Here is an 11,800-nt window from a genome sequence, read left to right as displayed (position 1 = left end):
CACGAGCATGAGTACGAAAGTGATCAGCCTGGTTTCCATCGGTGCCCATCCCAGCTCCGGGCGAGCTCGCCGCGCCGAGCAGGACGCCCGCGCCGTGGAGCTGGGCCTGCAGCTGGCTGGGGATAACTTGCAGGTGGTGCATGCCGGCGACCCTCGGGAAGAGGCACTGCGCGCCTACCTGGGCATGGGCCTGGGCCATCTGGACGTGCTGGAACAGCCGGCAGGGGCCGATGTGCTGGGCGTGCTGGGTGATTACCTGCGCGATGCTGGCGCTCAGCTGGTGCTGACCGGCAGCCAGGCCGAGACCGGTGAAGGGTCGGGCATGCTGCCGTTCCTGCTGGCCGAGAAGCTCGGATGGCCGCTGGTGGTAGGGCTGGCCGAAGTGGAGTCGATCGACAACGGCACTGCTCAGGTATTGCAGGCCTTGCCGCGCGGTCAGCGGCGTCGGCTTAAGGTGCGCCTGCCGTTGCTGGCGACTGTGGATAACGCAGCGCCCAAGCCGCGCCAGAGCGCCTTCGGCCCGGCGCGCCGGGGTGTGCTGGCGGCGCGCAATGTGGCGATCGTCGAGGATGAACTGCTGGCTGACGCCGAGCTGCAACCGGCGCGGCCAAGGCCCAAGCGGCTCAAGGTGATCAAGGCTAAGAGCGGTGCCGACCGGATGAAGGCAGCCACGGCCAAGGCCAGTGGTGGCGGCGGCAAGGTGCTGAAGGATGTTTCTCCACAGGAAGGCGCGGAAGCCATCCTCAAGCTGCTGGTGGAGGAGGGTGTCTTGCGCTGAGCCTGACCGCACTTTTTTGTAGGAGCGGCCTTGTGTCGCGAAAGGGCTGCGCAGCGGCCCCAGGATGTCAGCGCAATTGCACATATTGCTGGGGCTGCTTTGCAGCCCTTTCGCGACACGAGGCCGCTCCTACAAAAACAGCGGTTATTGCCGGACCACGTTGAACGCCCATTTCGCCAGCCTTTCGGTCACCGGCAGGAACGACACCCGCTCCCCCGCCGACAATCCCCCGTTCACCGCCGCACAACGCAACACCAGGTAGTTCCACGCTTGCCCCTCGGCGTGGATTACCCCCAATCCGTTGCCTTCATCGAACCATTTCACCGTCCCATTCAGGTGCCTGTGCATAAGTTATTCCTGAGTAGTGCCAAAATAGTGGCACCCACTGAAGCACAAGGGGCGATCTGGCGAAACTGGCAAAAATGTCAGGTGCAACGGAATTTTGCCCACGGAATCTGTTCGCCAAGGTGTGGATAAAGTGTTTGTGCTTCGCTGCAGGCCCTGAAGCCAAAGGGATTCAGGGAGTTGATCAAAGAACGTCCAACTCACTCGAATATTGCTAAATCCATGATGAATTGCTGTTTTTTGTATTTATCCACAGGTCAGTTGCAGAGTTGTTCAGGAATTCTGTTTATCGACCTGTGGACAAGGTGTTCGATAATCTCTGTGGCCCTTTAAAACAAAGGGATTCAGGGCTTTGATCAATATTTGACCAGGTCGACCTGTCAGTTTTACCAGTATCCAGATGGGGTCGTCGGCGTCATTGTCGACGTTACGAAAATCAGGGGCCGAGCGCTGAGCAATGAGACGATCCTGCTTGTTGGTGGCAGATATGCAGCGTTCGGCTCAGGGCGCTGTAGGTAACCAATGCTCGTATGAAAGGGCTTTCACTCCTTATGGATACGCGCCAGTTGCACCTGGTCCGCTGACCGCGTTTGCTGGCCAACGTCTTGACCCTCTGACAGCGTGTTATCACCTTGGCAACGGCCACCGGCTATATGGGCCCGGCCTGATGCGTTTTCTCAGTCCCGATAATCTGAGTCCCTTTGGCCAGGGTGGACTCAATTCCTACGCCTATTGCGCTGGAAACCCCATCAACTACATCGACCCCTCTGGCAAGTTCTGGACTGTTCTGGGGTCAATCGAAATGACCAGATCCACATCAGTTGCAGCTTATGTCGGCCTCAACCTTGCTGCGTTGACGAGCAGAATCCAGAGCCGCTCGGCGCTTTGGGCCAGTCGACAGCTCATGGTCGAGTCTGCGTTGGTACTGACCGGAGTGGGCATGCTGTTCAGCGGCTCGCAAAGATTGGAGCCAGTAGCCTTGGGCATGATAAGTCTTGGCAATGCGTCGTCGATCATCAAGTCCGGAGTCACCATCGCAAGAAATTTGGCGGGTGGCTTGAGGCAGGTTGCGAGCGTGGCCGGGCAGAATCTCAGGTATGTATCCGGTTTTGAGGTTTTGCCTGTTAAGGCCCGGTCAGCGCCCACTTCACCACCTCCCCAAGTGCAACTGGCTCAGCAACCTGCCGGGCATGTCGTGATCAATGTCAACCCGCATGTCGTGAACATTGATATGTCTCGACAGCCTTCTCCAGCGGAATCCGCCAGCAGCATCAGGCGCGAGAGACGGCACTCCACAGGATCGATCCAAACTATCCGACTGTGATTTTCCATGGACGCGCGTACCTTCACTGTCTACGGTACTTTTCATGGCATGCCCAACTCGCGCCTGGCATTCTGCGGCGAATATCGAGACCCTTTGACTGGCCATTATCATCTTGGCCGCGGCCATCGTACCTACGACCCATTACTGATGAGATTCCATAGCGCTGATGCCCTGAGCCCCTTCGGTATAGGCGGCATCAATGCGTACAGCTATTGCTCCGGCGATCCTGTCAATCGAGTCGATCGCAATGGCGCATTCTCCGTACCGAACTCACTTTTCCTGACAGCCTTGGCAGAGGGTGCCCTCAACGTCATCGATGGGGTCTTGTCAGCGCTCAAGGTAGTCGTACAGGGGCGTTTGCAGAATGCCGCGCCTTCACTTACCCAGCAACTTCAGGTACTCGCCAAGACACACAAGGGTACTTTGAAAGTGACTGCATCGGCTTTGGTCTGGTCCGAACTAGGCAGTCCAAGCGTTCCATTGATAAAGGACAGTATCGTGGTGGGGGCTGCGGCCACCAGCCTTGGTGTCACGGAGCGCTTGCTGAATATCCAGCAGCATGCGGCTGTGGTGGTGCCCTATCTGTGGCAGTCACCAGCCCAGTTGCCCAGTGTAGCCGTTGAAGCACTGGGGATCCTGACAGGGGTAACCCCGGTGCTGACGGCAGGCAAAAATATCATGCAGAGGATTCGTGGGAACGCGGTAGATCTGCCTGCTCGTGGATGAGCCAAGCACCAGGCAGCCAATCGCTTGCCTGCCTGGTTCGACCTGGCTATTGCGCCTGCACTTCCTTCAGATACGGCGCCGGCTCCGCCCCGAGGTTGTTCAACATCCGCTGGCTGTACCAGTCAATGAAGTTGACCACACCAAACTCGTAAGTCTTCGAGTACGGCCCAGGCTGGTACGCAGTGGAGTTGATCCCGCGCTGGTTCTCTTCGGCCAGGCGGCGGTCCTGGTCGTTGGTGGCGTCCCACACCTTGCGCATGTGCTCCGGGTCGTAGTCCACGCCTTCGACGGCATCCTTGTGCACCAGCCACTTGGTGGTGACCATGGTCTCCTGGGCGCTGATCGGCCACACGGTGAACACGATCATGTGGTCGCCCATGCAGTGGTTCCACGAGTGCGGCAAGTGCAGGATGCGCATCGAGCCCAGGTCCGGGTTCTTGATGCGGCCCATCAGCTTCTGGCAGGCCTGCTTGCCGTCCATGGTCATCGACACGGTGCCCTTGAGCAGCGGCATGCGCACGATGCGGTTACGCAGGCCGTGGCTCTTGTGCAGGTACGGGATCTTCTCGGCTTCCCAGGCAGCGGCGGAGTCGGCCACGTGGTCCTTGAAGGCCTGGTCGGCGCGAGGGTCGTTGGTGTCGTCCCACTCCAGCAGGGTTTGCAGCAGTTCTGGGTGGGAACCGGAGCAGTGGTAGCACTCGCGGTTGTTTTCCAGCACCAGCTTCCAGTTGGCCTTTTCCATCAAGGTGGTCTGCACCGCCACCTTGGTGTTCTCCATGTCGTACGGTTCCATGTAGTGGTCCAGGGTGGCCAGGAACTCGTCGATAGCCGGTGGGTTTTCCGCCAGGCTGATGAAGATATAGCCGCCGGCCACCTTCACGTGCACAGGCTTGAGGCCGTATTGCTTCATGTCGAAATCGGCGCCCATTTCGGTGCCCGCGAACAGCAGGCGACCGTCCAGCTCATAGGTCCACTGGTGGTAGTGGCAGACCAGCTTGGCCACCTTGCCTTTGTCGCTCACGCACAAACGCGAACCGCGGTGGCGGCAGACGTTATGGAAGGCGTGTACCTTGCCTTCGGCACCCCGCACCACGAGGATCGGGTTCTTGCCGATCTGCAGCGTGATGTAGTTGCCCTTGGCCGGGATCTCGCAGGTCATGCCGGCGATCAGCCATTCCTTCTGGAAGATCTCCTGCATGTCGATCTGGAACAGACGCTCGTCGGTGTAGAACGGCTGGGGCAGCGAGTAGGTGCGCTCGCGGGTCTGCAGCATCTCGGCGGTGGCCTTGCGTGCAGGTTCCAGTGGATCGCCCAGGCTCAGGGTTGCGGTGACGTCCATCGTGTATTCCTCGGGGCCGTGCGCGGCCGGCTAAAGGTGGCTAATCGTTGTTGTGGTGCCGCAAGGCTGCTTTTCGCAAACAAACAGCTGGTTGTTTTGCCGTGGAGTGTGCGTCCGAAGGCGCCATGAACCGTATCCATGGGCGACATGGCCGATTTGAATTACGACGCGCCAGCCCTTGTAGCGCGGGGCTGGTCGCGATAAGCACGCCGATGTCGCTGGCAGGAATGTACGTCGCTCACGGCTTGCGCATTATCGGAGCCATAAAAAGGGCCATAGTCGGCCGCTGGAGATGAACATGTCCGATACCTTCCTCAATCCGGTCACCACCCAGACCTGGGCCAACGGCCGCCACATCGTGCGCTGCGTCAAGGTCATCCAGGAGACCTGGGACGTGCGCACCTTCTGCTTCATGGCCGACCAGCCGATCATGTTCTTCTTCAAGCCCGGGCAGTTCGTCACCCTGGAGCTGGAGATCGAAGGCAAGCCGGTGATGCGTTCGTACACCATTTCCAGTTCGCCGTCGGTGCCCTACAGCTTCTCGATCACGGTCAAGCGCGTACCGGGCGGGCTGGTGTCCAACTTCCTCCACGACACCATGCACGAAGGCGCCGAGCTGCCGGTGCATGGCCCGGTGGGGTTGTTCAACGCCATCGATTTCCCGGCGGGCAAGGTGCTGTACCTCTCCGGTGGCGTAGGCATCACCCCGGTGATGTCGATGGCGCGCTGGTTTTACGACACCAACGCCAACGTCGACATGGTGTTCGTGCACAGCGCCCGTTCGCCGAAGGACATCATCTACCACCGCGAGCTGGAGCAGATGGCGTCGCGCATTCCCAACTTCAGCCTGCACATCATCTGCGAGAAGCATGGGCTGGGTGAGCCTTGGGCGGGCTACCGCGGTTACCTCAACCAGCGCCTGATGGAGCTGATCGCGCCGGACTACATGGAGCGCGTGGTGTTCTGCTGCGGCCCGACGCCGTACATGACCGCGGTCAAGCGCATGCTCGAAGCGGTCGGCTTCGACATGAAGAACTACCACGAGGAGTCGTTCGGCGCGACGCCCCCTGAGGCCAAGGCCGATGCCGTGGAACATGCCGAGCAGGCGGCCGACGCACCGGAAGTGGATGCATCGGACCTCAACCTGGTGGAGTTCATCGGCAGCGAGAAGAGCATTCGCGTCGCCCCGGGCGAAACCGTGCATGCAGCGGCAGCGAAGGTTGGCCTGATGATCCCGAAAGCCTGCGGCATGGGCATTTGCGGGACTTGCAAGGTGCTCAAGCTGGGCGGCGAGGTGGAGATGGAGCACAACGGCGGGATTACCGAGGACGACGAAGCCGAGGGCTACATCCTGTCGTGCTGCAGTGTGCCGAAGGGGGATGTGCGGATCGATTACTGATCCGAGATTGCCGGGGCTGCTTCGCAGCCCTTTCGCGACACAAGGCCGCTCCCACAGGTACTGCGCAGATTGAAGGCCTGCGCGGTACTTGTGGGAGCGGCCTTGTGTCGCGAAAGGGCCGCAAAGCGGCCCCGGCATTTTGAAGTCAGGTGCGGAACCGAGCCACCAGGCCATTGAGGTCCACCGCCAAACGCGACAGCTCGGCACTCGCTGCGCTGGTCTGGTGGGCCCCGGTAGCACTCTGCACCGACAGGTCATTGATGTTCACCAGGTTGCGGTCTACTTCCCGCGCCACCTGCGCCTGCTCTTCCGCCGCGCTGGCGATCACCAGGTTGCGCTCGTTGATCTGCGCCACAGCCCCGGCAATGGTATCCAGAGCCATGCCCGCACCCTTGGCGATATTCAGCGTCGATTCGGCGCGCTCGGTGCTGGTGCGCATCGATTCCACCGCCTCTTCGGTACCGCCCTGAATGCTGCCGATCATGCGCTCGATCTCGCTGGTCGACTGCTGGGTGCGGTGCGCCAGCGCCCGCACTTCATCCGCCACCACGGCAAACCCCCGCCCGGCCTCACCGGCACGCGCCGCTTCGATCGCCGCGTTCAGCGCCAGCAAGTTGGTCTGGTCGGCCAGGCCGCGGATCACGTCGAGCACCTTGCCGATATCACGCGACTGTTCGGCCAGGTGGGTGATCAGCCTGGCGGTGGCTTGTACGTCGCCGCTCATGCGCTCGATGGCACCCACGGTTTCCATGACCAGGTCACGTCCGTCGCCGGCCGAGCGGCTGGCTTCGCTTGAAGCTTCCGAAGTGCTGACCGCGTTGCGCGCCACTTCTTCCACGGCGCTGGTCATCTCGGTAACGGCGGTGGCCGCCTGTTCGATTTCATTGTTCTGCTGCTGCAGGCCGCGGGCGCTTTCGTCGGTGACGCAGTTCAGTTCCTCGGCTGCGGAGGCCAGCTGGGTGGCGGAACCGGCGATCAGTTGCAGAGTGTCGCGCAGCTTGTCCTGCATGCGCGCCATGGCGCGCTGCAGACGGGCTGCTTCGTCGGTACCTTCGGCGCGGATGACTTTTGTCAGGTCGCCGTCGGCCACCTGCTCGGCGGCCTGCAGCGCTTCTTCGATCGGCTTGACGATGCTGCGGGTCAGCAGGAAGGCACAGAGGAAGGTCAGCGCCGTGGCGGCAATCAACAGGCCGATCACCAGGGCGAACGCAGTGTCGTACTGCTGGGCGGCGGTTGCGTTGGTGGCGCGGGTCTGCTCGGTGTTGATCTGGACCAGGGTCTCCATGACCTTGTTGATCTGCTCGGAATTGGCCAGCAGGTCGCGGTTGAGCAAGTCACGCAATTCGTCGAGGCGGTCGGCCTGGCTCAGGCTGCGCATGCGCGACTCGAGCTGGCGGTACTGGTTGAGCAGCTGGGTGTACTGCTCGAAGGCGGCACGCTCGTCGGCTGCCGTGATCATTGGCAGGTAGGCCTGGCGGGCACGGTCGATCTGGGCGTTGCGCTGATCCAGCAGGTTGAGGGTGTCGCGCTGGGTTTCTGCTTCGCGGTTGAGCAGCAGCCGGTAGGACAATGAGCGCAGGCGCAGGTTGAGCGCAGCCAGTTCGTCGAGCGTCTTGATGCTGGGCACGCTGTTGACTTCAATGGTTACGCCGGCCTGTCGGATGTTGCCCATCTGCATGAGCGAGAAGATACCGAGGCCGAGCATGAGCGCGCCGATCAGAGCGAACCCGAGCAACGCGCGCGGTGCAATGTTCATGTTGCGTAGTGACATGGAGAGAGTCCAGGCTGGGTGGGGTGGCGCGGTCCATGCGACGGAATATGACCTACCTGTCTATCGGTCGTGACTGAACAGTCTTGAGGATGACCACATGAAACTTTTCAGCTCGCTGGCCCATTACCTGACCGGCGGTTGATCCAGGTCGGAACAAGGGGCCAGATACCCTGTCAATCTGCGGGTTAGAAACCTTGAGAATCCGATATTTAATGGCGGGGGCTCACGCTTTTCTTTATCGTGTGCGCCCTTTGCAACAACCCGAGATAGACCCATGCTGGAAGCCTCCCTGAATCAACTCGAGCAACTGGTCAGCGACCTGATGCAGAAAAACGCTCAACTCATCGAGCAGAACACCGCCCTCGACCAGGCACTGGCCCAGGCCAAGGAAGAAAACGAAACCCTGCAACTGTCGCTGATGGAGCAGGAAGAGAAGCACGGCGCCACCGCCGCGCGCATCCAGGCGCTGGTTGAACGCGCCAGCGCTGGCGTCGTCGGCGCATGAGACTGCAAGCGCAGCCGATCAATGTCGTGTCGATTCTTGGCAGCGACTATTCGATCAAGGCGCCCGCAGGCCAGGAAGAAACCTTGGCCCAGGCCGTGCGGATGCTCAACACCGCGCTGAGCGAGACCAAACGCCAGTACCCGACCCTGATCGGCGACAAGTTGCTGGTGCTGGCCGCGCTGAACCTGTGTTCCAAGCAGGTCGAACTGCAAAAGGAACACCAGCAGACCCTCGAGCGTACCCAGGCGCAGATCGACGCCACGGTGGACGCCATCGTCAAGACTATTGCTGAGTCCTGATCGAATGCTGGGGGGGCGTTGCGCCCCTTTCCGACCGGTCCGGCGCCCCGGCAAGGCCGCTCCTGCAACGCAAACGCGATCTCCTGTAGGAGCGGCCTTGTGTCGCGAAAGGACTGCAAAGCAGTCCCATTGTTCCAGATCACTGGATTAACTGAATACGCAAGTGTATACACTTCCCGCAAAACAATAATGAGCGGGGAACAGGGCATGCGTATCTGGCGTAAAAGCATCCAGTGGCAATTGATTGCAAGCATGGGCGCCGCCCTGCTGGCGAGCATCCTGGTGGTGGTGATCATCTTCACGGTGGCACTCAACCGCCTGACCGAACGTTACCTGGTCGACACCGCATTGCCGGCCAGCATCGAAGCCATCCGCAACGACATCGAGCGCATGCTCGGCCAGCCTCTGGTGGCTGCAGCCGACATTGCCGGTAATACGCTGCTGCGCGATTGGCTTGCCGCTGGCGAAAACCCCGCTCAAACCCCGCAATTCCTCGAATACCTGCAGGCCGCCAAGCAACGCAACCATGCGTTCACCACGCTGTTCGCCTCGACCGAAACGGGCAACTACTACAACGAGAATGGCCTGGACCGCATCCTCAGTCGCGGCAACCCCAATGACAAATGGTTCTACGGCTACATCGACAGCGGCGCCGAACGCCTGGTGAATATCGACATCGATCACGCCACGGGTGAGCTGGCGTTGTTCATCGATTACCGGGTGGAAAAGGCCGGCAAGCTGGTTGGCGTAGCCGGCATGGGCCTGCGCATGACCGAGCTGTCGAAGCTCATCCACGACTTCAGTTTCGGCGAGCACGGCAAAGTCTTCCTGGTGCGCAATGACGGCCTGATCCAGGTGCACCCGGACGCGGCCTTCAGCGGCAAGCGTCAGCTCGCCGAACAACTCGGCGCAGAAGCTGCCAAGGCGGTGATGACCGGTGGTGAAGGCCTGCGCAGTAGCCGCTTCAACCGCGACGGTGAAAGCTACCTGGCGCTCGGCCTGCCTCTGCGCGACCTCAACTGGACCCTGGTGGCCGAGGTACCGGAGCAGGAAATTTACGCGCAGATGCACCAGACGGTGGGGCTGACCAGCCTGATCGGCGGCAGCGTGGCCCTTGTGTCGCTGCTGCTGGTGGTGCTGCTGGCGCGTGGCCTGGTGCGGCCGATCCGCCGCGTCACCGCCGCGCTGGTACAGATCGGCAGTGGCGGTGGCGACCTCAGCCACCGGCTGGACGATGCCCGTCAGGATGAGCTGGGCGATCTGGCCCGTGGCTTCAATCGCTTCCTCGACAGCCAGCGTGGCCTGATCGGTGAAGTGTTGCGCACCAGCGAACGCCTGCACCAGTCAGTAGAGCAGGTGACCCAGGTGGTGAATAACACTGCCGAGCGCTCCGGCCGGCAGCAGGAAATGACCGAGATGGTCGCCACCGCCGTGCACGAGATGGGCCTGACTGTACAGGACATCGCCCGCAATGCTGGCGATGCGGCGCAGGCATCGCAATCGGCGCGGGATGAGGCGCTGCAGGCGCGCGAAGTGGTGCGGCGCTCGATCCAGGGCATCGAGGGCATGTCCGGGGATATCGGCAAGGCTGCCGATGCGGTCAGCCAGTTGGCCGATGAAGTCGCCTCGATCGATCAGGTGTTGGCGGTGATTCGCAGTATTTCCGAACAGACCAACCTGTTGGCGCTGAACGCTGCCATCGAGGCGGCCAGGGCAGGGGAGATGGGCCGTGGGTTTGCCGTGGTGGCTGACGAAGTGCGGACGTTGGCCCGGCGTACACAGCTGTCCACCGATGAAGTGCAGCAGATGATCCAGCGCCTCAAGCAGGGCGCGGGTTCTGCCGTGAGTTCGATGCAGGCGGGGCAGCAGGCGACTGGCAGTGGTGTGGCATCCAGCCAGCGTACTGGCGCGTCTTTGGGCGCGATTACCGACCAGGTCGAGCACATCAGCGACATGAACCACCAGGTGGCCACGGCGACCGAAGAGCAGTCGGCGGTGACCGAAGAGATCAACCGCACGGTGCAGGGGATTTCCGATTTGGCCCGGGAGACGGCGGCCGAGGTGCAAGGGTGTCGGGAGGAGTGCCAGGCGCTGCGTGGCCTGGCTGATGACCTGGCGCGGCAGATGGGTGGGTTCAAGCTCTAGATTGCCGGGGCCGCTTCGCGGCCCTTTCGCGACACAAGGCCGCTCCTACAGGTTATGCGTTCCCCTGTAGGAGCGGCCTTGTGTCGCGAAAGGAGGGCGAAGCCCTCCCGGCAATCTGTCAGGCGGTGATGATGCTGCGGATATCCGCCGCCAGTTCACGCACACGCTCTTGCTCGGTATCCCACGAGCACATGAACCGCGCCCCACCGCTACCAATGAAGGTATAGAACCGCCAGCCCTTGCTGCGCAGCGCTTCAATGGCAGGCTCCGGCATCTGCAGGAACACCCCGTTCGCCTCCACCGGGAACATCAGCTCGATCCCCGGCAGATCACTCACCAGCGACGCCAGCAACTGCGCACAATGGTTGGCGTGATTGCCATGGCGCAACCAGGCGCCATTTTCCAGCAACCCGACCCACGGCGCCGACAGGAAACGCATCTTCGACGCCAGTTGCCCGGCCTGCTTGCAGCGGTAGTCGAAGTCCTCGGCCAGCTGGCGGTTGAAGAACAGGATCGCCTCGCCCACCGCCATGCCGTTCTTGGTGCCGCCAAAGCACAGCACATCGACGCCAGCCTTCCAGGTCAGCTCGGCCGGGCTGCAGCCAAGGAATGCGCAGGCATTGGTGAAGCGCGCGCCGTCCATGTGCAGGTTCAGGCCCAGCTCCTTGCAGGTGGCGCTGATCGCCCTGAGCTCGTCGGGGCGGTAGACGGTGCCGACTTCGGTGGCTTGGGTGATGGTGACCACGCGTGGCTTGGGGTAGTGGATGTCCTGGCGCTTGAGCGCCACTTCGCGGATCGACTCGGGCGTCAGCTTGCCATTGACGCTGCGCGCAGTCAGCAGCTTGGAGCCGTTGGAAAAGAACTCTGGCGCGCCACATTCATCGGTTTCGACGTGGGCGGTCTCGGAGCAGATCACGCTGTGGTAGCTCTGGCACAGCGAGGCCAGGGCCAGGGAGTTGGCGGCGGTGCCGTTGAAGGCGAAGAACACCTCGCAGTCGGTTTCGAACAGGTTGCGGAAGTACTCCGATGCACGCTCGGTCCACTGGTCGTCGCCGTAGGCGCGGTCGTGGCCCCGATTGGCCTTTTCCATTGCGGCCCAGGCTTCGGGGCAGATGCCGGAATAGTTGTCGCTGGCGAATTGTTGGCTCTTGTCTGTCATGGCACTGTCC

Annotated in this window: 11 protein-coding genes and 2 pseudogenes; 8 read left to right on the top strand and 5 right to left on the bottom strand. The window is 61.6% G+C overall.

Annotated features, from left to right (window positions below):
* Positions 1-7 precede the first annotated feature (7 nt).
* Positions 8-778, top strand: coding sequence for an electron transfer flavoprotein subunit beta (gene etfB, locus ACTORR_RS12135; protein WP_099813784.1), 771 nt, complete (start codon positions 8-10; stop codon positions 776-778).
* A 144-nt stretch (positions 779-922) separates the two neighbouring features.
* Here etfB and ACTORR_RS12130 read toward each other — a convergent pair whose 3' ends face one another.
* A complete protein-coding gene (locus ACTORR_RS12130; protein ID WP_441343641.1) occupies positions 923-1,126 on the bottom strand; it encodes a cold-shock protein in 204 nt (67 codons plus the stop codon).
* 454 nt (positions 1,127-1,580) lie between these two features.
* Here ACTORR_RS12130 and ACTORR_RS12125 point away from each other — a divergent pair, with 454 nt between their 5' ends.
* Positions 1,581-2,447 carry an RHS repeat-associated core domain-containing protein gene (locus ACTORR_RS12125; RefSeq protein ID WP_313365348.1) on the top strand — a complete coding sequence of 289 codons (867 nt, stop codon included), beginning with the start codon at positions 1,581-1,583 and terminating at the stop codon, positions 2,445-2,447.
* Positions 2,448-2,453: 6 nt separating this feature from the next.
* The gene (locus tag ACTORR_RS12120; protein ID WP_313365347.1) at positions 2,454-3,173 is read left to right on the top strand and encodes an RHS repeat-associated core domain-containing protein; all 720 of its coding nucleotides are present in this window, start codon (positions 2,454-2,456) and stop codon (positions 3,171-3,173) included.
* Positions 3,174-3,219: 46 nt separating this feature from the next.
* Here ACTORR_RS12120 and gbcA read toward each other — a convergent pair whose 3' ends face one another.
* The gene (gene gbcA, locus ACTORR_RS12115) at positions 3,220-4,512 is read right to left on the bottom strand and encodes a glycine-betaine demethylase subunit GbcA (RefSeq protein WP_313365346.1); all 1,293 of its coding nucleotides are present in this window, start codon (positions 4,510-4,512) and stop codon (positions 3,220-3,222) included.
* A 298-nt stretch (positions 4,513-4,810) separates the two neighbouring features.
* On the opposite strand from gbcA, the gene gbcB reads away from it, so the two are divergent.
* Complete coding sequence (gbcB, locus tag ACTORR_RS12110) at positions 4,811-5,911, top strand: glycine-betaine demethylase subunit GbcB (RefSeq protein WP_054886038.1); 1,101 nt, start codon at positions 4,811-4,813, stop codon at positions 5,909-5,911.
* Between the two features lie 145 nt (positions 5,912-6,056).
* Here gbcB and ACTORR_RS12105 read toward each other — a convergent pair whose 3' ends face one another.
* Positions 6,057-6,920, bottom strand: a complete 864-nt coding sequence (locus ACTORR_RS12105; protein WP_371263254.1) for a methyl-accepting chemotaxis protein — start codon at positions 6,918-6,920, stop codon at positions 6,057-6,059.
* A pseudogene (locus tag ACTORR_RS12100) lies at positions 6,912-7,667 on the bottom strand (MCP four helix bundle domain-containing protein); the annotation flags it as partial. The gene ACTORR_RS12105 and the pseudogene ACTORR_RS12100, both read right to left, overlap by 9 nt.
* 289 nt (positions 7,668-7,956) lie before the next feature.
* On the opposite strand from ACTORR_RS12100, the gene ACTORR_RS12095 reads away from it, so the two are divergent.
* The 4 genes and pseudogenes from ACTORR_RS12095 (at position 7,957) to ACTORR_RS12080 (ending at position 10,631) form a co-directional block, all read left to right on the top strand.
* A complete protein-coding gene (locus ACTORR_RS12095; protein WP_313365344.1) occupies positions 7,957-8,187 on the top strand; it encodes a hypothetical protein in 231 nt (76 codons plus the stop codon).
* Entirely contained in the window at positions 8,184-8,486 is a 303-nt protein-coding gene (locus ACTORR_RS12090) for a cell division protein ZapA (protein WP_054886035.1), read from the top strand. The genes ACTORR_RS12095 and ACTORR_RS12090 overlap by 4 nt, the downstream gene beginning before the upstream one ends.
* 189 nt (positions 8,487-8,675) lie before the next feature.
* A pseudogene (locus ACTORR_RS12085) lies at positions 8,676-9,767 on the top strand (HAMP domain-containing protein); the annotation flags it as partial.
* A gap of 126 nt (positions 9,768-9,893) precedes the next feature.
* Entirely contained in the window at positions 9,894-10,631 is a 738-nt protein-coding gene (locus ACTORR_RS12080) for a methyl-accepting chemotaxis protein (protein WP_441344119.1), read from the top strand.
* Positions 10,632-10,749: 118 nt separating this feature from the next.
* Here the strand turns inward: ACTORR_RS12080 and ACTORR_RS12075 are convergent, their stop codons facing one another.
* On the bottom strand, positions 10,750-11,790 hold the full coding sequence (locus ACTORR_RS12075; protein ID WP_441343640.1) for a threonine aldolase family protein: 1,041 nt from the start codon (positions 11,788-11,790) through the stop codon (positions 10,750-10,752).
* Positions 11,791-11,800: the final 10 nt, after the last annotated feature.

The sequence above is a fragment of the Pseudomonas sp. SAR267 genome (assembly GCF_052077595.1).
In the GTDB taxonomy this organism is placed as follows: Bacteria; Pseudomonadota; Gammaproteobacteria; order Pseudomonadales; family Pseudomonadaceae; genus Aquipseudomonas; species Aquipseudomonas vlassakiae.
Note: the sequence above shows the minus strand (reverse complement) of the source record. Positions and strands in the feature narration are given on the sequence as shown.